This window comes from Leptolyngbya sp. O-77 (genome assembly GCF_001548395.1).
GTDB lineage: Bacteria > Cyanobacteriota > Cyanobacteriia > Elainellales > Elainellaceae > Thermoleptolyngbya.
In genome coordinates, this window is sequence record NZ_AP017367.1 from 4,091,888 (window position 1) to 4,116,737 (window position 24,850).

Sequence of the window (24,850 nt, forward strand, 5' to 3'; positions counted from 1 at the left end):
CCATGAGTAAACCGATTTATGAAATCGTGGATGATTTGCCCACCACCGGGTTGACTGTCCGCGCCCTCAAATCTCTGGACTTTGTGGTGCCGGGTCACTGGGAAAACCTGGTCGGCTTTGATAACACGATCAAAGCAGTGACGATGGAAACCGACCCTGCCATGATCCAGGCGATTGGCGAACGGGCTGTCCAGCTTTATAACGACAAGTCGCAGGGCTATCAAAAGGCGCTGTGGCTTTACAACACAGTGGACAGTGCCTCCAGTGCGCTGGGGGCGGCGGCGCTGGCGAATCGCGTTGGACAGGATATTTCCTTTTTGGGATTGCTCAAGCACCTCGCACCCAAGCCCGAACAGGCACAGAGCATTGACCTGGCCGTGAAGCTGGTGACGGAGGTGGTCGCCTTTTGCCAGATCAACGGCATTCCGGGTGATAGCCTGGGCGACTTTTTGGCGGCGCTGGGCGACTATGGCGGCGAGGCGCTGCTGCGGATGGCGGCGCTGGTGTCGTTTGATGGGCTGGTGCCGCTGGGGCCCAGCTTTATCCAGAAAGTAGGAACCTATATCAACGGACTCTCGCCGAAGGAACTGGAGCAAAACCAGACCTTTAAGGGTGTGAATGAACTGATTCCGGGTGGAAACTCAGAAGGAAAACTGAATTTTATTGGCCAGAGCTTTGAGTCGGTGAAGGGCTGGATGGGTGACTTGGTGACTCAAAACAACCTGACCCAGGAAGGGATTGTGGATCGCCTGGTGCAGGTGGCGGATGTGTCGAAGGATAAGCTCGACTATCTGGGCGCGTTTTTGGATATTGCGGTGAAATATTACTCTCACACGGGCACGCAAACGCTGGCTCGTCGCCTGATTGAGCGGGCTGTGGCGGAGATTTAGTGGCGGAGATTTAGTGGCGGAGGTTTAAGCAGAAAAGTTTGGGGCGGCGGGCGATCGCCCTCTATCTCCACAGACAGAAACCCATCGGCGCTGTTTCGAGGTTGCTCGCAGCAGCGCTTTTTATGCTCAGTGTCTTTGGAGTTTGCAGGAGTTTTTGGCGACTGGGCGAACTCTGTCTGCCGAGCCAACAGCCTTGGGGGATATCCCCCAAACCCCCTTTGCAGGGGACGAAGCGTCCCCCACACCCCCTCCTACGGGCGTTCTGGTTGTGCCGAGAGGTCGCTTCGCATTGCATGGGCGGCAGGGGGCGATCGCATTCCAACCTCATCACCCCAACCCCCCTCCCGCCTGCTAGCCTAAAGACTTGTCGATTTCCATGCGTGGTGTGAGTAAAGGTTTAAGGGATTGGTTTGCAACATGCCCCTGGGCACTGCTGCTCTTGTGGATGGCGCTGGCGGCGCTGGTGCGGTTTGCGTATTTGAGCAGCAAGCCGCCTTGGACGGATGAGTTTTCGACGCTGGTGTTTAGCTTGGGGCACAGTTTTCGGACGGTGCCGCTGGATCAGGTGATTTCGTCGGAGGTGCTACTGTCGCCGCTGCGCCCGGAGCCGCAGGGCACGCCGCAGGATGTGGTGCGCTATCTGATGAGCGAGAGTACGCATCCGCCGGTGTATTTTCTGCTGTCGCATTTCTGGTTGAAGCTGTTTCCAGCGCTGCCGCAGGGCATTGTCAGTCTGTGGGTGGGGCGATCGCTCTCCGTGGTGTTTGCTATTCTCACGGTGCCTGCGATCTACGCGCTGGGCTGGCTGGCGTGGCGATCGCGTCTGGCGGCAAACCTGGCAGCGGTGATGTATGCCGTGTCGCCCTATGCAGTGTTTCTGGCGCAAGATGCCCGCCACTACACGCTGGCAATGCTGCTGATTACGCTGTCTTTCTGCTGCCTGGTTGCCGCTGTCCGGTTTATGCAAGCGCAAGCACCGATTCCGCTCTGGCTCTGCGCCGTGTGGATTGGGGTGAATGCGCTGGGCGTGGCGGTTCACTATTTCGTCATGCTGAGTTTGCTGAGCGAGGCGATCGCCCTCCTCTTCTTCTGGCGCTTCCAACACTCCCCCCCTCTCCCTCTCTCCCCCCCTCCCCCGCTCTCCGTCCCTCCTCAACTCCTCACCGTCGCCCTCCTCTCCCTCGCGGCTTGCCTCGTCTGGCTGCCCGAATTGTCCGAAACGCAAAACAGCACGCTGACGGACTGGATTTTTTACGATCGTAGCAATTTATTAATGTGGCTAAACCCGATCTTCCAGTTCCTGGCAGCTTGGGTGGTGATGGTGATTTTGCTGCCGCTGGAGGCAGACTTTTTGCCGCTGGCGGGCGTGGCGGCGGTGGTGATGATTGCCTTCTTGATTTGGTTTGTGCCGCTGCTGGTTCGCAGCCTCAAAACGCTGCTAAAAAATCCCCAAACGCGATGGGCAACGGTGCTGCTGGGCGGACTGGTGCTGAGCGGCATTGTGGTAATGACGCTCATTACCTACGGGCTGGGGCGCGATGTAACGCGGGGCGCACGCTACAACTTCATCTACTTTCCGGCGGTGGTGGCGCTGCTGGGCGCGGCTCTGGCGACGCTGTGGAATCGGGGAAATCTGCTCGATCCAGCAACCGCGCCCAAACCGTGGATTTCACGCCGCTGGTATGCGCCGCGACGCCAGTTTCCCAAAACAGGCAAAACTGCGGTTCTCAGCATTCTGTTTCTCGGATTTCTCAGCGCCCTCTCGGTTGCAGTAAACCTGGGCTACGAGAAGTATTACCGACCCGAACAACTGGCGACCCAAATGCGGAAATATACCGAAGCCCCCATCCTCGTCGCCACCGACCACCAAACCCATGTGCAAACGGGCGAAATGATGGGCATTGCCCGCGAGTTTGCGCTTGCACCCGATGCCAGCCCCTACACGCTGCCGCAATTCATCCTGGCACATGGCGGAAAGAACACGTTAACCCCCGCCGCCACGCTGAACCAGGTGCTAAGCCAGGTACCGCGCCCGTTTGACCTGTGGCTGGTCAACTGGCACGCTGCTGAAGACGTGAACCAGCCGGACTGCACCGCCCAGGAGATTCGCAAGATCTGGATCAACGGCTATAGCTACGACTTGTATCGCTGTCGCTGAGCGTGTTCAAGTGTTGAAAGATTGGAGCATTGATTGGAGCATTGATTGGAGCATTTGTGGAATCTCTACTCCCCGAACATCCAACTCCGCCACACGGCCCGCGCTATGGCAAAATCAGACAGGAAGCCGATTCCTGTTGTTGCTCTTGCAGAACCATGACTCAACTGCCCAAGCGTTCCTTCACCCGCTGGCTGAAAGCCGGAGCCGTTTCTCTACTGATGACGCTGCTGCTGGTGGGATGGGGAACTGCCCATAGCAACCTAGCGGCGATCGCCCTCCCGCAGGGCAACGCCATCACCGACGGACGCGCCATTTTGCGTTACGCGCTGCCGATTAACAATAAGCCTGTGCGCCAGTTGCAAACGCTGCTCGAAGATTTGTCCACGCCGCTCCGCATCAGCCGCACCAGCCTCAACGCCATCAACCCCAAGCTGTCGCAGATGGAGCGGATTCTAAATACCAAGCAAAAGGAAATCCTGGCTAGCGTGCCGGGCGATCGCCAAGCGGCGGCTGGGCTGCTGATCACCCAGTTGGAAATGGGCATCAACGCCATGCGGAGTGCCGTTGAAGAAAACAACAAAGCTGCCTTGTGGGAAAAGCGCTCCGAACTGCTCGACATGGTGGGGCAGCTTGAGGAGCTGATGGTCGCCCAGTTCCCCTACGAAGTGCCGGAGGAATACAGCAACCTACCCCAGCTCAAGGGCCGCGCCACCATCAGCATCAAGACTGATAAGGGCGATATGGTGGCAGTGGTGGACGGCTACAATGCGCCAGTCACAGCAGGCAACTTTGTCGATCTGGTGCAGCGCGGTTTCTATGACGGGCTAAAGTTCACCCGCGCTGAAGACTTTTACGTGCTGCAAATTGGCGACCCGCCAGGGCCCGAAGATGGCTTTATCGACCCCAAAACCAAGCAAGAGCGCAAGATTCCCCTGGAGGTGATGGTGCAGGGCGACAAGGCCCCCACCTACGGCATTACCCTGGAAGATGCAGGCCGCTATCTGGATCAGCCCGTGCTGCCCTTCTCTGCCTTTGGCGCACTCGGCATGGCCCACCCCGACAGCGACCCCAACGGCGGCTCCTCCCAATTTTTCTTCTTCCTGTTTGAACCCGAACTCACCCCCGCCGGGCTAAACCTGCTAGACGGACGCTACTCCATCTTCGGCTACGTCGTCGAAGGCAAAGAAGTGCTGGAAAAACTGAAGGCAGGCGACGCAATCCGGTCGATGAAGGTGACTTCGGGCTTGGAAAATTTGGTGGAGCCGTAATCCGCCAACCCCACTCAGCGAAACTCCTGCCCTTGCATCGCCTCGCCTACCTACCCTTTCCGCTCCGCATTGGCAGTCTGCTGCTGGTGCTGCTGGGCCTATGGCTGCCCTACGTCGTGCTGGTCTATGCCCTTGTAAACGACGCAAACACGATTAGCATTTTGGTAATGCCTGTGCTGTTTGGGCTGTTTTTTGGGCTGCTGTGGGCGTGGGGGCGCTGGGTGTACGGGCGGCGGGGCGGATTCGCCCACTATGGACTGGTGGGCACGCGGGCAATGGGTCGAGATCTGCTGCAAGGACTAGGCATGGGCTTTGGCAGCCTGATGTTTTTGTTTGGGCTGATGAGTGTGCTGGGGTGGGCTACGTGGCGATCGCCCTCTCTTCCAATTCCACGCCTTCTGCTAGAAGGGCTGGGCGTGGGGCTGGGCTATGGACTTGCCGAAGAAACCGTCTTTCGCGGTTGGCTGCTGGACGAACTAGAGCGCGACTATTCTCCCAAAACCGCGCTCTGGGCCAACGCGCTCACCTTTGCCGTGTTGCACTTCATCCGCCCGCTGAATGAGGTGATTGCCACCTCGCCGCAGTTCTTTGGGCTAGTGCTGCTGGGGCTGCTGCTGGTGTGGGCCAAGCGGCAGACGGGGCGGATAGGCTTGTCGATCGGGCTGCATGGTGGCATGGTCTGGGGCTATTATCTGGTGAATGTCGGCTCGCTGATTCGCTATACAGGACAAGCGCCCGAATGGATGACGGGTATCAACCAAAATCCGCTGGCGGGCGTGCTGGGGTTTCTCTGTCTGGGCGGGTTGGCGCTCAGCGTGCGATCGCGCGCTTTCCATCAATCTTCTAAATAATCCTCTCCGCTACCGCGTCTCCTCATCACCCCACCCACCCGATACAATAGACGAAACCCCAGGGACACCCTTACCCCCGCCCAGACATGCCAGAAAGCTATAGCGATCGCCCCATCTCCAGCCGCTCCAGCCGACCCAGCCAGTCTAGCCGCATCGAGTCTTCCCACAGCTTGCCGCCTGCGGTGCAGCGAGTGGCGCTGGCGTTTCGGCGCACGGGTTGGATCAGCTTCTGGGCACAGCTTGTCCCAGGGGTAATCTCGGCTGGGTCGCTGGTTTTTGCGAGTTTCGGGCTGGCTGCTGGGGCCACCACAGCAACCCCCGGCGTGCCCTCGCCCACCTCGACCGAAACAGGCACGGGTGCATTTTTCTCGACGCTGGGACTGCTTGCCCTAGCCGCCAGCGTCTTCTGGGCCTTTCGCTATGCCCGACTCGGCCGCCGCCTCCAGACCGCCGATACGCGGGTGCGTCCCAAGCGCGGCGAGGCCTTTCAGCTTTTGCGCGTGGGGCTGATGATCAATCTAGCAGGAATGCTGCTCACGTTTCTGGGCGCACAGGCCATTATCGGGTCGCTGGTGATCAAGGCATCGGCCCAGGGGTTTGCCATTTTTTCGGGCAGCGCCGCCCGCTTTGTGAATCCGCTGGATATGCTGCTGGTGCTGGCAACGACCAACATCAACATGGCGCACTTTATCGGCATTGTCGCCTCGCTCTGGCTGCTGCGCGTGATGAGCCGCAGCTAGAAGCGTTTGGTGTTGGGCCTTGGTGTTGGGCCGATGACTTGGCGGGGTTTGGGCGATCGCCCGACTCCCAGGCTGCCGTTATCGCCCAAGCTGAGCTAAGCAAACCCCACTACACAAACATCACCAGCTGAAATCGAGCGGCATAGGCAGCGGCCAGGGCTTGCCCTTGTAGAACAGCAGTTGATAGACATGCAGGCTGCCGTAGCGGAACGAGGCCTCAAAAGATTGCAGGTAGAGATACCACATCCGCAGAAATTTCTCGTCATAAGCATCGCCCAATGCGCGAATCGCGTCTCGATTGCGAACCAGGTTGGCGGCCCAGCGCTTCATCGTTTCGGCATAGTGGGGCTTGAGGTTTTCGCAGTGGGCGACGGCAAGCTTGGCTGCCCATAGCTCCTGAGTCAGCTCATGCAGTTGGGGCGCATAGCCACCGGGGAAGATGTACTTGTCTACCCAGGCTCCGTTGCGCTCGTTGCTCTGGGTGACGATGGTGTGCAGCAGTCCGGCACCGCCGGGTTTCAGCAGCGCGTTAGCCTGCTGCATAAAGGTGGCAAAGCTACCCTTGCCGACATGTTCAAACATGCCGATGCTGACGAACTTGTCGAACTGGCCGTGAAACTCGCGGTAGTCAGCGATTTCAATTTTGATGCGATCGCCCAACCCCCGCTGCTCGATTCGCTCCTGCGCCAGCTTCGCCTGCTCTACGCTAAGGGTGATGCCCGTCCCTGACACGCCGTAGCGCTCCGCTGCGTAGATCAACATGCCGCCCCAGCCGCAGCCAATATCCACCAGGGTTTCGCCAGCTTTTAGCCCCAGCTTTTTGCAAATTAGCTCATACTTTTGCAACTGCATCGTTTCCAGCGAGTCGCCCTCTTGGCGGCGATAGCCACAGGAATAGGTAAGCGTAGGGTCGAGAAATAGCTGGTAAAAGTCGTTGCCTACGTCGTAGTGATGCTGCACGTTTTTGCGGCTGTTTTGAATCAACACGGGCACGGTTTTGAGGCGCTGAGTCAACACCTTAAACAGCAGCGGCAGCGTCACTTTGCTGCTGGCTTTGGCATAGACATTGCTGCGATAAAACAGGCCAATCAGCTCCACCAGGTTGTTATTCGCCTCGTCCCACCAGCCTTCCATGTAGGCTTCGCAAAAGCCCAGCGTGCCAAAGGACAAGACGCGATCGTAGGTGCCGGGATTGTGGATGATCAGCCGCAGCGGCTCTGATGCGCCCGCCTGCCCAAAGCGAAACTCTTGCCCCGCCGGGTTGACCACGGTAAAGTCGGCCGCGTCGATCAGGCTAAAGAGCCGGTAGAGGTAGCGCTCTCCGCTGGGCAGCTTGCTCCAGTCGGCGATCGCCCTTGTCGCGCCTGGGTTGGCGATCGCGTCGGACTGCAAGGTCTGACGTTCGACCGAAGAAACGGGTTTTGTCATAAAAATACCTGTGAGAAAAATACCGATGAGAGGGAGTGAGCCAGTCAGGAATTAAAGGAGTCAATTAAAGGAGTCTTAGCAAGATTTCTCTAAGACTTGTGCAGTTAGATCCCCCAAACCCCCTTAACAAGGGGGCTTTCCGGAGTTCCCCCCTTACTAAGGGGAGCTAAGGGGGGATCAGAGTTGTAGGCTTCAAGGACTTGTGCAGTTAGATCCCCCAAACCCCTTTAACAAGGGGGCTTTCCGGAGTTCCTCCCTTATTAAGGGGGGCTAGGGGGGATCAGAGCTGTAGGCTTCAAGTGCGTAAGTCCTGAAGATTTCTCTTTAATTAGCCTTGATTCGCTTTGAACGCGGGCATGGTTTTCACCTGAGTCGCCAGACCGACCGCTTGCAGGGCGCGAATCACCAGCCACGCCCCGTCAATCTCCCACCAGCGCTGCCCAAATTGAGCCGAGGACTGGAACGCATGATGGTTGTTGTGCCAGCCTTCACCAAAGGTGAGCAGGGCCACCCACCAGCAGTTTGTCGCGCGATCGCCCGTCTGATACGTCCGATAGCCCACCATGTGGCAGGCGCTGTTGACAAGGAAGGTGCTGTGGAATCCCACAAACAGCCGCACAAAAATCCCCCACACCAGGAACGGCATCCCGCCCAGCGCATAGAGCAGCACCGCCAGCGCCACCTGCATCGGAATGTAGTAGCGATGGCAAAAGCGATAGACGGGATCGTTGGCGATGTCTTTGGTGTAGCGGGCAAGCTGAGACTGGCTCGGCACTTGATGCATCAGCCAGCCGATGTGGCACCACCAAAAGCCCAGGCTAGAGTCGTGCGGGTCGCCGACCTCGTCAGAATGCAGGTGGTGCATCCGGTGATAGCCAACCCAGCCCTTGACTGCGCCCTGGCCCGCCAGCGTGCCGCAGATGATCAAAAAGTACTCCAGCCATTGCGGCACCTTGAGGCTGCGGTGGCTGGCGAGCCGATGGAAGCCAAGGGAAATGCCCAGCCCGATGGTGATGAAATGCAAGAACACTGCCAGCGCCACTGCTGACCAGCTAAAAAAGGCAGGAACAAAAGCTAGCAAAGCAGCCAGGTGCAAAAACAGGGTGAAACTAATCACGTCCCAGCGGGGACGCGGCACATTGAACTGGGCATCGGTCATGCAGAACAAGCTCCTGGCTTAGGCCGGTAAGGAAAATTTAGAAAAATCGGGGGCGGAGAATCGGTTTGCTAGTCCATTGGATGAAACGCGGTCAGGTGGGGTGCGAACTCCTCCCAACGCTGCTCGACCTGGCGATGGCAGTCCGCGGGAGAAATCGCCAGGTGCTGAAGCAGGTTGATATCGACCGTGCCGTTGTTCTCGACTAGCAGCACGATGGATTGGGTCGGGTCGTGTTGGGCGATCGCCTCCTTTAGCCGGGCGATCGCCACTTCATCTAGCAAGTCTGACTGGATCTCTGCCGCCAGCGATCGCAGAAACTCCGGCACGGCTGCCAGCGCCACAAACTGCATCGAAAAAGGCACCGTTTCGACACTCCAGTCCACTGTGTGGGGATGGGCGATCGCCACCCGACAGACCAGCAGCCCCCGCCCCTGGCTGATATAGCCGTGCCAAGCTGCATACCCCAACATCAGCATATTTTGGTGGATAAACAAGTTTTGCCAGTAGCCTAATAGGCCCTGCCAAACACAATCCTTTGCATTCATGCGGCTTCTCATCAAACACTCAAAAGGGTCAAACAAAGGTCAAACAATTAATGATCACGCCTGATCGCACCTACGCAGTTTTCAGAGGGTGACTCCCAGTGATGCAAATTTGCCCTCATCCCCCAACCCCTTCTCCCAAAACGGGAGAAGGGGGGCTGGATTCAAAGTCCCTCTCCCGCTCTGGGAGAGGGATTTAGGGTGAGGGTTACAAAAGTGGGATGCACTCGTTTTCATATGCAATCTCCACGCGAGTTTGCAAGGTTATTTTGAGAGTTTTTCACACCCGATTCGGCTAACAATATTCGACTAATAACAGAGGACTAATCAACTGCAAAGAAACCTCAAAATCGGGGATTCTACAACAACGATAAAATCTCAAATTAGCCAATCAGAAACCTATCCAATAGGTGGGCAAACTCGCAAAATTTCGCTGCAAAGTTTTACTGCTGCGGTCGCACCAGACAGAGCGTTGCTTGAAGCCTTCTTTTCCCACGGCTCATCAGCTAGACGAGATTTTAGAAAAGAAGTTTCAAGCGTATTTCTGAGGCAATTTTGAATCGCTAGATCATCAAGAAAAAGCTCAGCCAATTGGGTCAGCAGTCGAGGAATCTAGCCACCCTATTTGCTGAAAATTTGCTGAAGACGCAAATCCCAACGACGCAAAAACATTGACATGCAGATCATGCTCATGCTGAAGCTTTAATCTGTGAAATGCTGAGCCAATCGCTGAACTGAAGGGGTCTGGCAGTTGTCTTTGATCTCCGTGGTCAAAAATCTGGTGAAAATTCCAGCGAATCTGCCACGTTCGGTTCAGATATTTCAAAGGATCGAGCAGCCTGAAAGGAGTAAATCAAAGTGGGCGATCGCCCCGGATCGCGTCCCAAAAAACTTAAACTTGAAACCATCTATGCCTCGCAGATGAATCATCAGGTGGTGCTATCGGCGGGCATCCTGACTCAGAGATAACGCACTCAGGCTAAAGAACTGACAAATCCGCTCTGCCAAAGGAACCTGGCAAGCAGAGGGTCAAGCATCCTGCGCGGTTGCGCTCATCACAGTTGCGGGACAGCGTCGGATTCGCACCGAACTTTCCCCCTTGCGTCTGGTGGCTGATCCCCACCAGAACCGAAGCAGAGCGGCGGGCTGCACATTGCTCCTTGAAACAGACCGATGGCATCCATCCGACAGGCAATCCATCCAGAATGCATCGAACACACACAGCTTTGCGCCAACTCCACTCCTAAGCGTAGCATGGCTCAGCCACAACGGAACGCTAGGGATAGTGCTTCAAGGACATTCTTAAGGTGTTCTAAAGGCTTTAAGCAGGCGTTCTTTAAGGACATCGCTAAGCGTCAATCAGTTCGGCTAGCTCTAGCCAGCGCTCTGTGGCGGCGTCAATTTCGGTCGTCAGGCTGGCCAGCTTTTCTGTCAACTGCTGCATTTCTGTAAAGTCGGCAGGCGGCTGGTCATAAAGCTGCTTTTCCAGCGCATCCCGTTCCGCTTCCAGGGCGGGAATTTTCGCCTCCAGGGTTTCATATTCGCGCTTTTCTTTGAAAGACAGTTTGCGCGGCTTGGTGGCGCTGCTTGAAGAATTAACCGTGCTTGCAGACTCAGAAGTCGTAGGCTTCGCGGCTGCTTTGGGAGCAGGTTTGGGCGCTTCGGCGGCCTCCTGCTTTTGCCGCTCCAGGTATTCCAGATAGGTGGTGTAGTTTCCAGGATATTGGCGAATCGTGCCGCCCGCTTCCAGCGCAAAGATCACGTCCACCACGCGATCGAGAAAGTAGCGATCGTGCGAAACGGCGATCGCACAACCGTTGAAGTCCTCCAGATATTCCTCCAGCACCGCCAGCGTTTGCACGTCCAGGTCGTTGGTCGGCTCGTCCAAAATCAGCACATTGGGTGCGCCCATCAGCACCTTTAGCAAAAACAGTCGGCGCTTTTCGCCACCGGAGAGCTTGTTGATCGGCGCATACTGCTGGTTGGGCGAAAACAGAAAGCGCTCCAGCATTTGCGACGCAGTGATGACGCTGCCGTCGGCTGTTTTTACCAGTTCCGCCACACTTTTGAGGTAGTCGATGACGCGCTGATCTTCGTTGATTTCCAGGTCTTCGGAGTGCTGGTCGAAATAGCCGATGTGGATCGTGGAGCCAATTTCGACCGTGCCCGCGTCGGGCTGCACGCGCCCGGTGATGATGTTCATCAGGGTGGATTTGCCTGCGCCGTTGCCGCCGATGATGCCGATGCGATCTTCCGGGTTGAAGCTGTGGGTAAAGTCTTTGATCAACACCCGATCGCCATAGGACTTGGAAATATTCGTGAGTTCGATGACTTTCTTGCCGATGCGGCGGCCAGCGGTGGTGATATCGACTTTGCCGTTGGCTTGTTTGAATTCCTGTGCCTGCATGTCGCGGATGCGGTCGATGCGGGCTTTTTGCTTGGTGCTGCGGGCTTTGGGGCCGCGCTTCAGCCATTCCAGCTCGCGCCGCAGCACGCCCGCATGTTTGCGCTGGGTGCTGGCGGCCGATTCTTCGGCTTCGGCTTTTTTCGTCAGGTAATAGCTATAGTTGCCGGAGTAGGCGTAGAGGTCGCCCCGGTCGATTTCCAAAATGCGATTGGTGACGCGATCGAGAAAGTAGCGATCGTGGGTGATCAGCAAAATTGCGCCACGAAAGCGCTTGAGATAGTCTTGGAGCCATTCCACCGAGAGCGCGTCGAGGTGGTTGGTGGGTTCGTCGATGAGCAGCGCGTCGGGGTCAGAAAGCAGGGCCGTGGCGATCGCAATCCGTTTGCGGTATCCGCCTGACAGGTCGCCCACCCGCGCCTCAAAGTCCTGAATACCCAGCTTGCTGAGAATCACCTTGGCCTGGGTTTCCAGTTCCCAGGCGTTGGCCATCTCGATCTTTTGCGACACGCTCGACAGCTTGGCCATCAGCGTATCGGAGTCGCCGTGTCCATGCGCCAGCTTGTCTGAGAGGTCTTCGTACTCGCGCACCAGCGCCATCTGTTCGCCGCAGTCGGCAAAGACTTGCTCCAGCACGGTGCGGTCTTCGTCCACAATGGGCTGCTGCGGCAGATACACGATCTTTGCACCCGGATTGCGCCAGATCTCGCCGCTGTCGGCTGGCTCCAGCCCTGCCAGCATTTTCAGCAGCGTTGATTTGCCCGATCCGTTGGTGCCGATCAGCCCCACCTTGTCGCCTTCTTCCAGGCTAAAGCTGGCATCCCGGAGAATTTCCTTGATGCCGAAATCTTTGGAGAGCGATCGCACGTTAAAGAGAGCCATTTTTAGGGGTCAGGGGTCGGGGGTCAGGTGCTAGAGAGACAGGAATTAGGATTTTGTTTCAACGGGCTGGGCAAGTTGCGCTAGGGTTAGAGGCAGTCTGGTTTATGATAGCTGTTCGCTTGCATAGTCCGGATTTGTGAAGCGTTTTGCGAGTTGCCACGCTATGAGCCGCCGCGTGAAACCTGTTGGGAAAGGTCGTCGTGTGTTGTCGAAAGCGACACCCGTAAACTCTGCTGCGCCGCCCACGATCGAGCCAATTGTTGAACCGCCTCAAAAATCTCCTGAGTTGGGCGATCGCCCTTCTGGGTCGTCTGCGCTGCCCTGGGAAAGTACGCCCGTCGATAGCTGGGCGATGGAGGCGCGGATGCTGCGCTGGCTGACGTTTTTGTGGCTGGGCCTGGGGCTGGCGGTGCTGTTTTCGGCCTCTTATGCGATCGCCGATACCGAGCATGGCAACGGTCTGTATTATATCCAGCGCCAGATTTTGTATGGCTGCGTGGGGCTGTTGGGTTTTAGCCTGTTGGTGAGTACGCCGCTGCGGTTTGTGCTGGGCATGGCAGATTTGCTGATGCTGATCTGCCTGGGGCTGATCTTGCTAACGCTGGTGCCTGGATTTGGCACAACGGTCAACGGCGCGAGTCGCTGGCTGGCGATCGGGCCATTGCCGATTTTGCAGCCGTCGGAGTTGATCAAGCCGTTTCTGGTGCTGCAAGGGGCGCGGATTTTTGGGCGGTGGGATCGGCTGTCGTGGCGGGTGCGGTTTACCTGGTTGGGCATTTTCATGCTGCTGCTGGCCAGCATTCTGCTCCAGCCCAACCTGAGCACCACGGCGCTGTGCGGAATGCTGCTGTGGCTGATGGCGCTGGCGGCGGGGCTGCCCTGGCGATATCTGGGCGGCACGGCGATCGCCGGGCTGAGTGCCGCCGTCCTCAGCGTCAGCCTGCGCGACTATCAGCGCGATCGCATCGTGTCGTTTCTCAACCCCTGGGCCGACCCGGCGCAAAACGGCTACCAGCTAATTCAAAGCCTCCTGGCGGTTGGCTCTGGCGGACTCACGGGCAAAGGCTTTGGGCTGTCGCAGCAAAAATTGTTCTATTTGCCGATTCACTACACGGACTTTATTTTTGCAGTCTATGCTGAGGAATTTGGGTTTTTGGGCGGGCTATTGCTGCTGCTGCTGCTGGGTTCCTTTGCGGCGCTGGGGCTGCGGGTGGCGCTAAAGGCCAAAAGCCCCATCCATCAACTGGTGGCGATCGGCGTGGTGGTGCTGCTGGTGGGGCAATCGCTGCTGAATATTGGCGTGGCCACGGGGGCGCTGCCCACGACCGGACTCCCATTTCCCTTCTTTAGCTATGGCGGCAGTTCTATCATTGCCAGCCTGGTGTCGGCGGCGCTGCTGGTGCGGGTGGCGCGAGAAAGCAGCAGCGCTGCGGTGGTGTCGCTGGGCCAGGGGCGCAGGTTTGGGGGCGATCGCCCTTACAGGCGGCGACTCCGCCCTGCTCCACCAGGCGCTTTCTCAACAAAACCCAGCCCTCGCTGCCCGCATTCATCGTGACCCAGCACTCATCTTTCGCGGCATCCCCGCGCTGCGACATCGGAGCCTGATTTGATTAGGGCAAATAACCTCGAACCCTTACTGATAACCTCTACTCTATCCCCCTCAAGGCAGAGGATTAGCCGGACGACTGACATCAGATTTATGAACTTAAATTTTGTGCTACGAGGCTGCAAGACGTAAAAAATTAGCAATAGATAAATAATCTCTATGCGGACGATCTGAAGTAGCTGGAGGTAGAAGAATTATGGCTCTTAAAGCTTCAGTAAACTCTTCTAGTCCTTCATCGCGGGATCTTACTCGAAGCTTATTGAGCTTACTTTGATTAAGTTCAACTGAGTAATCTTCATCTACGAATACAAGACCACGATCATAAGCATAGTGATGCAATGCACATAAAGCTATTCCGTTAGAGGTTTCATCAGTTCCATTCTCATGGCTTACGGGTACAATATGCGCTGCCTGTACTAGATCGAGCTGTACGCCGCACATAGCACATCGGTAGTTATAAGCGGTTAAAACTCGATCTTGGAAACTAGAATCCCTTAATCTCTTTTTGACAGACTGAATCACCGTTTGACGAGTCCAGCTTGTTGACTCAATCTCTCCATCGTTTACTGCATAAGGATTCTCAGCCACAGTTTCAAGCACTCTAAGATCATATTCAGACTCACCAAAACCATGTAAAGATTCTAAGTTTTTGATATATTCAATGAAAAAACTAGGCTTGAAAGCGATCGCTATTTCCTCATTGCCTTTGTCGCAAGCAGAAAACCCGTTAATGTGAGCATTTCGAAGAAATTGCTCGCGAATTTGAATCGAAGGCGAAGAGCCTAATGTTCCAGAATGCTTGTTATAATCAAAGCCTGCAAAAACGCCGACTTCATTCCACCAGCCAAGAATTAGAGTTTTGCCCCCAATCTCAGGCTCAAAATAGCTGGTGGATAAACCCGTGATTTGAATACGGTATTCGCTTCTGGGTCTTGCTGACCCTCCCCCGTGAGTCAAATTCCAAATGTAAATGCGAACCCGATAGCTTTCATCATCCCTATAGACCTGCAACCTAAATGGATGATTATCTGGGCTTTCTAAATAAAGAACGTTCCACCCGCACTCCAAAATGGAGCGTGTTACAAGGTCGAGAAGGGCACGTTTACGCAGAACCACAATTCAAGTGTGTCCAGATTATTCCTCAAAACGATACTGGCTTCCGATCAAGTATTCCTCGTTCAACTCAAAGGCTATCCACCTTCTATGTAAATTCTCTGCGACAAAACCCGTCGTGTTGGAACCAGCGAAAGGATCTAGTACAAGATCATTTTCATCCGTCAAAAAATTGATGAAAAAATCAGCAAAAGAAGCGGGAAACCGTGCCGGATGAGGCTTCTTTCCTGCTTCCTTGCACCTCCGCAAATAGGAACTGTTTGATTCTGTGTTGGCTGCTTCTATGAGATTTGGTGGAATTGCCCCTGCATTATCCTTTTGAAATTTAGTAGAAATATCATGTCCGCTAGGACGTAATTTAGCTTTGTATCCATTCTTTAGAAGCTGTTTCATGCTTTCGCTATAAGGCTTCAAAACCTTTTTATTATCAGCCTTTGGATGTTCAGTTTTGGACAACCACCAAACTACATTGACTGAATCTTTTACTCGAATACGTCTAACAGTAACCCATTCGGCAGGGGTTGGGAGCCTAGCAGGATTATAGTGAAAGAAATCTTGAGCCAAGAAAAATCCGACTTCTTTGCATAATCGAACAAGCAATTCATATTGATAGATGCTACGCACTGGATTTCCAGGAAGATAGGCACCCCCTAAATCAATTACAAATGACCCATCTTCAGTGAGTACCCTCTTAAATTCATGTGCGAAGGGAAGGAACCAACTAACATAAGTTTCTGCACTTTCATTCCCGTATTCTTTTTTGCGGGTAAGTGCAAAGGGAGGTGATGTCAAAATCAGGTTAACGCTGCAATCCTTCAGATCTTGTATAAGCTCAAGACTATCTCCCAAGTATGCTGCTCCATATCCCTGAGTGTAATAGGGCTGCCTATTGACTTCTGATTGCTTAGTTATTTTTTTCTTTTGAAACAATGCTAGTTGCTTAGAGCCTGCTTGAGCCATACTCAGTTGATAGTAAATGCGTACTCTTTTTTCGCCTTAGGAGCCAAGGATAGCACGGATCGAGCTTTTTTCTCATTTAGTGCTACCCAAAAGAAACTCTCTTAACTCCCTTAGTCCAGAAACTCAAGCTCTTCTTGCCACGTTACCTAATGCCTTGATTGGCCAACAACCCTTTAGCTACCAATCCTAACCAGGGGTTAAGGCAAGCTATACGAGAGCTTTCGGGGTTCCCAAGCTTCCTGGCCTCTCTTCAACTGATATATGATCAGGACAGCATTTACAAAAATTCACAGTCCGCCGCCTCAAACAAGGCCAACGCTCAACCCTACGGCCACAACACAACCGCAAGCCCACTCCAGAGCATTTCTTCCCTCTTCGTTCTTCCCCCTTCGTTCTTCCCCCCTTCGTTCTTCCCCCCTTCATTCCTCCCCCTTCCCCACCATGCCCCTCACCCAAACCCCTACCATCTCCACCCAAACCTGGCACTGGCGCGGCTTCCCGATTCGCTATCAGCAGGCAGGCAGTGCGGGTGTGCCGATGCTGCTGGTGCATGGCTTTGGCGCATCCAGCGACCACTGGCGCAAAAATCTGCCAGTCCTGGCCCAAACAAACCGCGTGTTTGCCATCGATCTGATCGGTTTTGGCTATTCTGCCAAGCCGACACCGGGAGAGGAGATTCAATATACGTTTGAAACTTGGGGACAGCAACTTCTTGACTTTTGTCGCGAGGTGATTGGCGAGCCGGTGCTGCTGGTGGGCAATTCGATTGGCTGTGTGGCAGCGTTGCAGGCGGCGGTGCTGGAGCCAGCGTGGGTGCGCGGCGTGGCCATGCTCGACTGTTCGCTGCGGATGCTGCATGACCGCAAGCGGGCAACCCTGCCCTGGTATCGGCGGTTTGGCTCGGTGTGGCTTCAGCAAGTGCTGGCCAACCGGGCGATCGGGCAGTTCTTCTTTTCGCAAATTGCCCAGCCCAAGACGGTTCGCAAGGTGCTGCTGCAAGCCTATGGCCGCAAGGATGCCGTGACCAATGAACTGGTGGACTTGCTGCTGAAGCCAGCCTTTGAGCCGGGCGCAGTGGATGTGTTCTTGGCGTTTATCCGCTATTCGCAGGGGCCGCTGGCGGAAGATTTGCTTCCCCAAGTGACCTGCCCGGTGCTGGTGCTATGGGGCACTGAAGACCCGTGGGAGCCGATCGCCCTCGGCCGCGAATTTGCCAACTACCCCTGCGTCCAGGATTTTATTCCTCTGGAAGGGTTGGGACATTGCCCCCAGGACGAAGCCCCGGAGGTGGTCAATCCAATTTTGCAGCAGTGGGCAGCAGGCTTCTAGGCACTAAGCCAAGTGCAGCGAACCTGGCTTAGATGCCTGTCGCTATAGCGGTACGATTTCGCTGAGGAAGGAGACATGTTGGGCGATCGCCCCTGAAATTTGCCCAGTAATCTGGTGCGTAATCGGCAGGCTGTCTACTGCCATGCCCGCGCAGAGCAGCATCATGTAGAAGATGGAGTACTTAAAGAGCGATCGCGCAGAGTCATAGTCCATCGGGTTTTTGAGCAGGGCCCAGGCTTTTTTCAGGAAAACCGCAGCCAGTCCCAGCGCCGCCACCAGATACACTGCCCCCATCACGCCGAGGGGGAACACCAGCAGCAGCGTCACCGGAATCATAATCAGCGTGTAGATCCAAATTTGCTTGGCGGTGGCAACCTGTCCGGCGACCACAGGCAGCATCGGCACGCCGACCTTTTCGTAGTCCTTCTGAATCATCATCGCCAGCGCCCAGAAGTGGGGCGGTGTCCAGAAGAAGATGATGGCAAAGAACACCCAGGCGGCCCAGCTTAGCTCGCCCGTCACCGCCGCCCAGCCCACTAGCGGCGGAATTGCGCCCGCTGCACCACCGATGACGATGTTCTGTGTGCTGTGGCGCTTGAGCCAGTGCGTGTAGACCAGCACGTAGGTCACAATGCCCGACATGGCCAGACAGGCGCTCAGCAGATTGGCGAACACCGTCAGCAGCGAGAACGAGATAAGCGCGAGGGCGATCGCAAAAATCAGGGCATCTCGCGGCTGGATGCGGCCTGAGGGCAGCGGGCGGTGGCGCGTGCGCTCCATGTCGTAGTCAATATCACGGTCATAGAGACAGTTAATCGTATTGGCAGAGGCAGCGGCGAGGGTGCCACTCAGCAGCGTCACCAGCGCCAGCACAGGGTCTACCTCACCGTGGGCGGCAATCCACATACTGCCTGCGGTGGTAATCAGCAGCAGGATAATGATGCGGGGTTTTGTGAGCTGCCAGTAGCTCTGAACGACTTGCCAAACATTTTGGTGATGGCGGATGGAATCGGTGCAAACGGTATCTTGCATTAGCAGCATCCTAAAAAAGCAGCGGGTCTAACCTGACCAGAGCGAAATATCGCGGGAAATCACTAAAAAAGGTTAAGGGAAAATTGAGTTGCCTTGCCCCAAAGCCGGAAATCATGAACTCTCAGGCAATCCAGTCCAAAATCGAGAATCCAAAACCAAAAATCGAAAATCCAAAATCGAACCTTTGTCTTGACTAAACGGGCACCGCGCCAGATGGCGGTGGCTGGGTCGGCTCGGACGACGACTGGGCCAGCGCCGCGCTTTTGACCTCAGATACAGGGCGATCGCGCCATCCCAAGGCTGTAAAGCAAACCAGCGTTCCCAGCAGGCACGCGCCGATCATCTGGTGTGCCACGGTTAGCGGCTCGACCTGCAAGTGTAGGCGATAGGTGGCCACGCCCAGCAGCACTTGCAGCCCCAAAAAAACCAGCGCCAGGCTTGCCAGCCGCCGCAGGCTGGGATGCAGCGCCGGAGTGCGCCAGGCCAGCCCCACGAGAATCAACACCGACAGACTCGCCGGAACCACCCCCAGCAGGTGTGTGTTCATCACGACACAAAGCTGCGACCCGCCAAGGCACTGATGCAGCGCCCAGCGTGACCCCACCAGCGCCCCGGAAAGGCTCTGAGCATAAACCAGCAGCGCAGCGGCCAGGCTAAACCAGGGCAACTTGCCAACGGTTCCCGTCCCCTGGTGCGGCAAGAGCGCTACGCCCATCACCAGCAGCGTGATGAAAAACGCCAGCGCCGTGCCCAGGTGCGCGGTCACAATGTCGAACCGGAGCAATTGCGTGACGGTCAGCCCACCCAGCAAACCCTGAAACATGACAAGAAACAGGGCAAACGCCGAGGCCCAGGGCACCCAGCGGGGAATCGAGCAGCGATACCACAGGCTCATGCCCACCAGCAGCATCGTCAACAGCCCAATCAGTGAGGCATCCAGCCGATGAAACCATTCCAAAAAAACCTGCAAATTCATCTGCTGGGTGGGCACTAGCGTGCCGTAGCAGAGGGGCCAGTCGGGGCAGGCCAGGCCGGCATTCATGACGCGGGTGGCGCTGCCGATCGCCATCAGAATCAGCGTGGCGATCGCCAATTTCCACACCAACCGCCGAATCCGCTGCACCGCGAGGGGATGACGGACGGTGGATTGCAGTTTCTCCAAGTCACTCGACGCTGCGGGTAAAGCTGCATCTGCCATGTTCATCCCTCCCAAAGATTCAAAAGCCCGCCTGAAAAACACATCCCTGAAAAACACACCATCGTTAAGAGCATGTGCGAGTGTTCATCACGCTAGGGGGTACGCATAGGTACTACTTTAGAGACTGCTTTCGGGAATTGAGGGTAGCTTTAGGCATTTCTTTGGAATCCACTGGCGATCGCCCCCCTTCCGCTGACCTCAGGTGTTGCTTAAGCTACACTTCTCCACGCGCTCCCGCCCAAATCCGCTAGTGTGAACATAGACGACAGCGTTGGGAGGATAACGCGAGATTCATGCTGGCAGAAAAGCTAGAACAGTTGCGATCGCTCTTTGCAGAAATGGATCGGGCGCTGATTGCCTACTCAGGCGGCATCGACAGTACGCTGGTGGCCAAGGTGGCGTGGGACGTGTTGGGCGATCGCGCGTTGGCCGTCACCGCCGAGTCGCCCTCACTTTTGCCCGAAGACCTGGAAGACGCACGGGTGCAGGCGGCGGAAATCGGCATCGCCCATGAAGTGGTGCAAACCCACGAAATGGACAACCCCAACTACACCGCCAACCCGGTCAACCGCTGCTACTTTTGCAAGAGCGAACTGCACGACACGCTGAAGCCCCTCGCCCTAGAGCGCGGCTATCCCTACGTGGTCGATGGTGTGAATGCCGATGATTTGCAGGACTATCGACCGGGCATTCAGGCGGCGAAGGAGAGAGGAGTGCGATCGCCCCTCGCCGAAGTCGGCATCACCAAGCTCGAAGTCCGCGAACTCTCGCGGATGCTAGAACTCCCCTGGTGGGACAAACCCGCTCAGCCCTGCCTCAGCTCCCGCTTTCCCTACGGCGAAGAAATCACCGTCGCCAAGCTCCAGCGCGTCGGCCGCGCCGAACGATACCTGCGAAACCTGGGGCTAAAAACCCTGCGCGTCCGCTCCGAAGGCGACACCGCCCGCATCGAACTCCCCGCCGAAGACATCAAAACCTTCATTAGCACCCTCGACCTGCCTGCCCTGGTTGCCGAATTCCAGAGCTACGGCTTTGTCTACGTCACGCTAGATCTGGAAGGCTTCCGCAGCGGCAAGCTAAATCAGATCTTGGGCGTGGGGGCGTTGGGATAATGGCTCCCCACACTCCAACATCTTCTGTTGCAACTCTTAACACGCTCTCCGCATTTCCGTTACGTCGTCCTGATAGACTGAAAGACACGCGGCTCAATGCGTTGCGCTATTTGTGAGCCGTTATTATTAAAGCTCCGAGTTATCCAATCTGATAAGACCTGGCAATGGTAGATTCCCTCAAGAAACCTGGCTTTGAAGAACTGCGTCCGGGCGTAAAAGTCCCGGCGAAAGAGACGATTCTCACCCCCCGTTTCTATACCACCGACTTCGACGAGATGGCCAAGATGGACATCTCCGTGAACGAGGATGAACTGAGGGCAATCCTGGAAGAGTTCCGCACAGACTACAACCGTCATCACTTTGTGCGGAGCGAAGAATTTAATCAGTCCTGGGATCACATCGACGGCGAGAGTCGTCAACTGTTTATCGAGTTTTTGGAGCGCTCCTGCACAGCGGAATTCTCTGGCTTTTTGCTTTACAAAGAGCTGGGTCGTCGCCTCAAGGACAAGAACCCGGTGCTGGCAGAGTGCTTTACGCTGATGTCGCGGGATGAAGCGCGGCACGCAGGCTTTTTGAACAAAGCCCTGTCGGACTTTAATATGTCGCTGGATTTGGGCTTTTTGACCAAGAGCCGCAGCTATACCTTCTTCAAGCCCAAGTTCATTTTCTACGCCACCTACCTGTCGGAGAAAATTGGCTACTGGCGGTACATCAAGATTTTCCGCCACCTGCAAGCTCATCCCGAAAATCGCATCTACCCGATCTTCAGCTTCTTTGAGAACTGGTGTCAGGACGAAAACCGCCACGGCGACTTTTTCGACGCAATCATGAAAGCGCAGCCCAGCATTCTGAATGACTGGAAAGCGCGGCTGTGGTGTCGCTTCTTCCTGCTGTCGGTGTTTGCGACGATGTATCTCAACGACTTGCAGCGGGCTGACTTTTACAAGGCGCTGGGCATCAACGCGCGGGACTACGACATCGACGTGATTCGCGAGACGAACGCCACGGCGGGGCGCGTGTTCCCGCTGGTGCTGAATGTGGATCATCCCGACTTCTTCCGGCTGATGGACGAAGCCGCCGCCAGCTATCTGAAGATTGTGAATGCGCCCGCGTCAAACGAGCCGAAGCTGCTGAAGACTCTGAAACGCCTACCTCACATCCTGTCGATTGGTCTGAAAATGATTCAGCTTTATCTGATGAAGCCGATCGACACGGCTCACCTGGAAGGGACGGTGCGCTAGCGCCCGGTTTGATCACTGGTTTGACAAATTGACAGGTTGCGCTGGGTTTTGTAACCCTAATCTTTGTGCCTTTTAGCAAGCGGTTCTGCGATTTGCAGAGCCGCTTTTTGCGTTGGGGTGTGGCAGGTGAATTTACGAATCGCAATTGAGACTATCGAGAATTTAAAAGTGAGAGCGCCAGGGAAACCTGCTTTGGCTGGGGTGTGACCTGTACAATGTCTGAAGACCTTTGAGTAGCGAACTTTTTTGGCGGCGATCGCACTATGTTAATCAAGTCCACCACGCGGCACATTCGGATTTTCTCAGCAGAGGTTCAGGACAACGAGCTGGTGCCCAGCGCCGACAAGCTGACGCTGGATGTTGACCCAGACAACGAGCTGAACTGGAACGACGAAGCCCTGAAAGCGGTTTACAAAAAGTTTGAAGAACTGACCGCGCAATACGCTGGCGAAGACCTGACCGACTACAATGTGCGGCGCATCGGTTCAGACCTGGAGCATTTTGTGCGATCGCTCCTCTATGAGGGCAAGGTATCCTACAACCTGCAAAGCCGCGTGCGAAACTACAGCCTGGGGCTGCCGAAGGTGTCGGCCGACATCAACGTTTAACGATTCGCAGCTTTATAGAATTCGCAGGTTGTTCGCATTTTTGGTGGCGATCGCCAGAACCTCCGTGTTCAGGACGCTGGCGCACTAGGTGGTGTGTTCGGTGGAGGTCTACGTTATCCTAGTAAAGCCGAACCCTATTGTTCATCGGCTGCTGGTCGCCCACCCCGCGAATGCTCTACTGCTCCAACTATTCCTGCCAGGCACCCAATTCAGAGCGCAGCAAGTTTTGCCAGAAGTGTAGAACGCCGCTGACGAAGCGATATCTCTGGGCGATCGGCCCGGCGGCTGAGTCATGCCGGGTGGATGAGTTGCTGGCCAATCGCTACCTGGTGAAGGGCGGGCGGGTGCTGCTGGATACTAAGCCGGGGCTGCTGCCGGGAATTTCCACCGAGCAGATTCCCGACGAGCTGCTGCCCTATCTGCGGCTGTCGCCCTACGCGCTGCATGTGCCCCAGGTGTATGACTGGGTGCGGCTGGAATCGGCGGGCGGCCCAGAAAAGCTGGCGCTGCTGGAGCGATCGCCCCTTTACCTGCCCAACACGCCGTCCGATGCTGACCCTCCTGCCAGCGACCCCCAGCTTTTCCCCTCGCTGACAGACCTCTGGCCCCGATCCTCTGCGCTGCGCCAGCTCAACTGGCTCTGGCAAATCGCGCACCTGTGGCAGCCCTTCGCCACAGAACAAGTCGTCTCCTCTTTGCTGATGCCGGATCTGCTGCGCGTGGAAGGGCCACTGGTGCGCCTGATGGAACTTCAACTGGATGCATCGGGCATTGAACCGACGCTGGCAGACTTGGGCAGCCTGTGGCAGCAGTGGTTGCCCTCTGCCCATGCGAAAGTGTCGCCCCATCTCGATGCGCTCTGTCGAGATATGACTGGGGGACAACTTCATTCTGCCGAACAGGTGATCGAGCGGCTGGATGAGGCTCTGTGGACGGTTACACAGGAGTTGCCTCGCCAGGTATCGCTGGCCACCCGCACCGACCAAGGCCCCAGCCGCCAGCGCAATGAAGATGCCTGCTATCCGCCCAGCGGCACGGCCCAGGCGATCGCCCTTACCCCCACTACGACTCCGCTGCTAATCGTCTGCGATGGCATCGGCGGGCATCAGGGCGGCGACGTGGCCTCGAATCTGGCGATCGCCGCCGTGCAGCAACACCTCCAGTCCAGCGACCTCAGCCGCCTCAGTCCCTTGGTTTTGATGCAAGAGCTAGAAGCCGCCGCCTGCGCTGCCAACGACTTGATTAGCCAGCGCAACGACGAGGAACAGCGCCAGGATCGGCAGCGCATGGGCACGACGCTGGTGATGGCGCTGGTGCGTGGCCACGAGCTGTATTTGGCGCATGTGGGGGACAGTCGCGCCTATTGGATTACCCCGTGGAACTGTCACCAGATTACCCAGGATGACGATGTGGCCTCGCGCGAAGTTCGCATGGGCTATAGCTTCTATCGAGAGGCGCTGCAACACGCCAGTTCTGGCTCTCTGGTGCAGGCGCTGGGCATGAGCAGTTCGGCTTTGCTCCATGCCAACGTGCAGCGGTTTGTGCTAGACGACGACAGCCTGTTTTTGCTGTGTTCTGACGGGCTGAGCGACAATGATCGGGTGGAGCAGTATTGGGATTTGGAACTGCTCCCGGTGCTGGGCGGACGTGCCAATTTGGAAACCGTCACCCAGCGACTCGTCGATCTGGCGAACTCCCAAAATGGTCATGACAATGTAACCGTTGGCATTGTTCATGTCCATCTTCCCAGCCTGTCGCCTACCAAGCTTGCACCGACGCAGCTTCCTGGTGCAGAGGTCGCCCCAGTCCCAACGGCGATCGCCTCCACCGCTGTCGTTTCTCCCGTCGGCTCTCCCTCCGCCCAAGCAGCGCAAGCCTCCAACCCACTCCCCAATCTCTCACCGCAGCCCAGCGAACCCGCTTTGCCCAACACGCAGGTCGTGTCGCCCGTTGCCGCCAAGCCAAGAACCCTGCCGCTGTTGCTGACCCTCCTGGCGCTGCTGGGGGCGGGGGCGCTGGGCTACTGGCTAATGCGCGATCGCCTGGCCAGTTTGACGGGGTTTCCCCCTGCGCCTACCCTACCCCCCCCTGCTGAAGAAGACCCGGCGATCGCCCTTCAGCCCGGCGCGTTTCTGCTGATCGGACGAGCAGCCGAGGGCGCACCCGGCGACACCTCCGGACTAGTGCTGCTGTCCTCACCCCCCCACAGTCGAGGGCAGTCCCACGGCATCCCCCTCCCCCTGCAACCCCTGCAACGACAGGTCTGGCGATCGCCCCTGGTAGCGTGCTGATGGTGCTAGAGCGCCGGCCGCCCGATAACCCCACCGAG

Annotated in this window: 19 protein-coding genes and 1 riboswitch; of the genes, 11 read left to right on the top strand and 8 right to left on the bottom strand. The window is 56.4% G+C overall.

Annotated elements, in window-relative coordinates:
- Window positions 1-2: 2 nt before the first annotated feature.
- The 5 genes from O77CONTIG1_RS17360 (at window position 3) to O77CONTIG1_RS17380 (ending at window position 5,907) form a co-directional block, all read left to right on the top strand.
- Window positions 3-890 carry a hypothetical protein gene (locus tag O77CONTIG1_RS17360; protein ID WP_068513072.1) on the top strand — a complete coding sequence of 296 codons (888 nt, stop codon included), beginning with the start codon at window positions 3-5 and terminating at the stop codon, window positions 888-890.
- 445 nt (window positions 891-1,335) lie between these two features.
- Entirely contained in the window at window positions 1,336-3,048 is a 1,713-nt protein-coding gene (locus O77CONTIG1_RS17365; protein ID WP_068513077.1) for a hypothetical protein, read from the top strand.
- A gap of 155 nt (window positions 3,049-3,203) precedes the next feature.
- Window positions 3,204-4,316 (top strand): peptidylprolyl isomerase, encoded by a 1,113-nt coding sequence (locus O77CONTIG1_RS17370; RefSeq protein ID WP_068513079.1) that lies wholly within the window; start codon window positions 3,204-3,206, stop codon window positions 4,314-4,316.
- A gap of 32 nt (window positions 4,317-4,348) precedes the next feature.
- Complete coding sequence (locus O77CONTIG1_RS17375; RefSeq protein ID WP_225894607.1) at window positions 4,349-5,167, top strand: CPBP family intramembrane glutamic endopeptidase; 819 nt, start codon at window positions 4,349-4,351, stop codon at window positions 5,165-5,167.
- A gap of 86 nt (window positions 5,168-5,253) precedes the next feature.
- Window positions 5,254-5,907, top strand: a complete 654-nt coding sequence (locus O77CONTIG1_RS17380) for a DUF3611 family protein (RefSeq protein ID WP_068513084.1) — start codon at window positions 5,254-5,256, stop codon at window positions 5,905-5,907.
- Window positions 5,908-6,027: 120 nt separating this feature from the next.
- On the opposite strand, the gene O77CONTIG1_RS17385 is transcribed toward O77CONTIG1_RS17380, so the two are convergent.
- From O77CONTIG1_RS17385 to O77CONTIG1_RS17400, 4 genes are all read right to left on the bottom strand, one after another.
- The gene (locus O77CONTIG1_RS17385) at window positions 6,028-7,335 is read right to left on the bottom strand and encodes an SAM-dependent methyltransferase (RefSeq protein ID WP_068513087.1); all 1,308 of its coding nucleotides are present in this window, start codon (window positions 7,333-7,335) and stop codon (window positions 6,028-6,030) included.
- 328 nt (window positions 7,336-7,663) lie between these two features.
- Window positions 7,664-8,494 carry an acyl-CoA desaturase gene (locus O77CONTIG1_RS17390; RefSeq protein ID WP_068513090.1) on the bottom strand — a complete coding sequence of 277 codons (831 nt, stop codon included), beginning with the start codon at window positions 8,492-8,494 and terminating at the stop codon, window positions 7,664-7,666.
- Window positions 8,495-8,562: 68 nt separating this feature from the next.
- Window positions 8,563-9,039 (bottom strand): hypothetical protein, encoded by a 477-nt coding sequence (locus tag O77CONTIG1_RS17395; protein WP_068513093.1) that lies wholly within the window; start codon window positions 9,037-9,039, stop codon window positions 8,563-8,565.
- A 923-nt stretch (window positions 9,040-9,962) separates the two neighbouring features.
- Window positions 9,963-10,184: riboswitch (cobalamin riboswitch) on the bottom strand.
- Window positions 10,185-10,384: 200 nt separating this feature from the next.
- Window positions 10,385-12,322, bottom strand: a complete 1,938-nt coding sequence (locus tag O77CONTIG1_RS17400) for an ABC-F family ATP-binding cassette domain-containing protein (protein WP_068513099.1) — start codon at window positions 12,320-12,322, stop codon at window positions 10,385-10,387.
- 163 nt (window positions 12,323-12,485) lie between these two features.
- Between O77CONTIG1_RS17400 and O77CONTIG1_RS17405 the strand changes: the two genes are divergently transcribed.
- Entirely contained in the window at window positions 12,486-13,877 is a 1,392-nt protein-coding gene (locus tag O77CONTIG1_RS17405) for an FtsW/RodA/SpoVE family cell cycle protein (RefSeq protein ID WP_172799718.1), read from the top strand.
- Window positions 13,878-14,039: 162 nt separating this feature from the next.
- Here O77CONTIG1_RS17405 and O77CONTIG1_RS23755 read toward each other — a convergent pair whose 3' ends face one another.
- Together O77CONTIG1_RS23755 and O77CONTIG1_RS17410 are read right to left on the bottom strand one after the other, a co-directional pair.
- A complete protein-coding gene (locus O77CONTIG1_RS23755) occupies window positions 14,040-15,044 on the bottom strand; it encodes an HNH endonuclease (RefSeq protein WP_084782801.1) in 1,005 nt (334 codons plus the stop codon).
- An 18-nt stretch (window positions 15,045-15,062) separates the two neighbouring features.
- A complete protein-coding gene (locus tag O77CONTIG1_RS17410; protein WP_068513102.1) occupies window positions 15,063-16,001 on the bottom strand; it encodes a DNA-methyltransferase in 939 nt (312 codons plus the stop codon).
- 441 nt (window positions 16,002-16,442) lie between these two features.
- Between O77CONTIG1_RS17410 and O77CONTIG1_RS17415 the strand changes: the two genes are divergently transcribed.
- Window positions 16,443-17,330: an alpha/beta fold hydrolase gene (locus O77CONTIG1_RS17415; RefSeq protein ID WP_068513104.1), complete on the top strand. Its 888-nt coding sequence runs from the start codon at window positions 16,443-16,445 to the stop codon at window positions 17,328-17,330.
- 42 nt (window positions 17,331-17,372) lie between these two features.
- Here the strand turns inward: O77CONTIG1_RS17415 and O77CONTIG1_RS17420 are convergent, their stop codons facing one another.
- Together O77CONTIG1_RS17420 and O77CONTIG1_RS17425 are read right to left on the bottom strand one after the other, a co-directional pair.
- The gene (locus tag O77CONTIG1_RS17420) at window positions 17,373-18,362 is read right to left on the bottom strand and encodes a heme o synthase (RefSeq protein WP_068516780.1); all 990 of its coding nucleotides are present in this window, start codon (window positions 18,360-18,362) and stop codon (window positions 17,373-17,375) included.
- 193 nt (window positions 18,363-18,555) lie between these two features.
- Window positions 18,556-19,560: a COX15/CtaA family protein gene (locus O77CONTIG1_RS17425; protein WP_068516781.1), complete on the bottom strand. Its 1,005-nt coding sequence runs from the start codon at window positions 19,558-19,560 to the stop codon at window positions 18,556-18,558.
- Window positions 19,561-19,853: 293 nt separating this feature from the next.
- On the opposite strand from O77CONTIG1_RS17425, the gene larE reads away from it, so the two are divergent.
- The 4 genes from larE to O77CONTIG1_RS17445 all read left to right on the top strand — a co-directional run bounded on the left by larE (window position 19,854) and on the right by O77CONTIG1_RS17445 (window position 24,812).
- Window positions 19,854-20,672: an ATP-dependent sacrificial sulfur transferase LarE gene (larE, locus tag O77CONTIG1_RS17430; protein WP_068513106.1), complete on the top strand. Its 819-nt coding sequence runs from the start codon at window positions 19,854-19,856 to the stop codon at window positions 20,670-20,672.
- A 164-nt stretch (window positions 20,673-20,836) separates the two neighbouring features.
- Complete coding sequence (gene acsF / locus O77CONTIG1_RS17435) at window positions 20,837-21,913, top strand: magnesium-protoporphyrin IX monomethyl ester (oxidative) cyclase (RefSeq protein WP_068513110.1); 1,077 nt, start codon at window positions 20,837-20,839, stop codon at window positions 21,911-21,913.
- Between the two features lie 263 nt (window positions 21,914-22,176).
- Window positions 22,177-22,521 carry an NAD(P)H-quinone oxidoreductase subunit M gene (locus O77CONTIG1_RS17440; protein WP_068513113.1) on the top strand — a complete coding sequence of 115 codons (345 nt, stop codon included), beginning with the start codon at window positions 22,177-22,179 and terminating at the stop codon, window positions 22,519-22,521.
- 170 nt (window positions 22,522-22,691) lie between these two features.
- Window positions 22,692-24,812, top strand: a complete 2,121-nt coding sequence (locus tag O77CONTIG1_RS17445; protein WP_084782802.1) for a protein phosphatase 2C domain-containing protein — start codon at window positions 22,692-22,694, stop codon at window positions 24,810-24,812.
- The last annotated feature ends 38 nt before the right edge of the window (window positions 24,813-24,850 follow it).

Coding starts and splice junctions, on each gene's coding strand:
- O77CONTIG1_RS17360 (WP_068513072.1), top strand. CDS start 3: ATGAGTAAACCGATTTATGAAATCGTGGATGATTTGCCCACCACCGGG.
- O77CONTIG1_RS17365 (WP_068513077.1), top strand. CDS start 1,336: ATGGCGCTGGCGGCGCTGGTGCGGTTTGCGTATTTGAGCAGCAAGCCG.
- O77CONTIG1_RS17370 (WP_068513079.1), top strand. CDS start 3,204: ATGACTCAACTGCCCAAGCGTTCCTTCACCCGCTGGCTGAAAGCCGGA.
- O77CONTIG1_RS17380 (WP_068513084.1), top strand. CDS start 5,254: ATGCCAGAAAGCTATAGCGATCGCCCCATCTCCAGCCGCTCCAGCCGA.
- O77CONTIG1_RS17385 (WP_068513087.1), bottom strand. CDS start 7,335: ATGACAAAACCCGTTTCTTCGGTCGAACGTCAGACCTTGCAGTCCGAC.
- O77CONTIG1_RS17390 (WP_068513090.1), bottom strand. CDS start 8,494: ATGACCGATGCCCAGTTCAATGTGCCGCGTCCCCGCTGGGACGTGATT.
- O77CONTIG1_RS17395 (WP_068513093.1), bottom strand. CDS start 9,039: ATGAATGCAAAGGATTGTGTTTGGCAGGGCCTATTAGGCTACTGGCAA.
- O77CONTIG1_RS17400 (WP_068513099.1), bottom strand. CDS start 12,322: ATGGCTCTCTTTAACGTGCGATCGCTCTCCAAAGATTTCGGCATCAAG.
- O77CONTIG1_RS17405 (WP_172799718.1), top strand. CDS start 12,486: ATGAGCCGCCGCGTGAAACCTGTTGGGAAAGGTCGTCGTGTGTTGTCG.
- O77CONTIG1_RS17410 (WP_068513102.1), bottom strand. CDS start 16,001: ATGGCTCAAGCAGGCTCTAAGCAACTAGCATTGTTTCAAAAGAAAAAA.
- O77CONTIG1_RS17415 (WP_068513104.1), top strand. CDS start 16,443: ATGCCCCTCACCCAAACCCCTACCATCTCCACCCAAACCTGGCACTGG.
- O77CONTIG1_RS17420 (WP_068516780.1), bottom strand. CDS start 18,362: ATGCAAGATACCGTTTGCACCGATTCCATCCGCCATCACCAAAATGTT.
- O77CONTIG1_RS17425 (WP_068516781.1), bottom strand. CDS start 19,560: ATGGCAGATGCAGCTTTACCCGCAGCGTCGAGTGACTTGGAGAAACTG.
- larE (WP_068513106.1), top strand. CDS start 19,854: ATGCTGGCAGAAAAGCTAGAACAGTTGCGATCGCTCTTTGCAGAAATG.
- acsF (WP_068513110.1), top strand. CDS start 20,837: ATGGTAGATTCCCTCAAGAAACCTGGCTTTGAAGAACTGCGTCCGGGC.
- O77CONTIG1_RS17440 (WP_068513113.1), top strand. CDS start 22,177: ATGTTAATCAAGTCCACCACGCGGCACATTCGGATTTTCTCAGCAGAG.
- O77CONTIG1_RS17445 (WP_084782802.1), top strand. CDS start 22,692: ATGCTCTACTGCTCCAACTATTCCTGCCAGGCACCCAATTCAGAGCGC.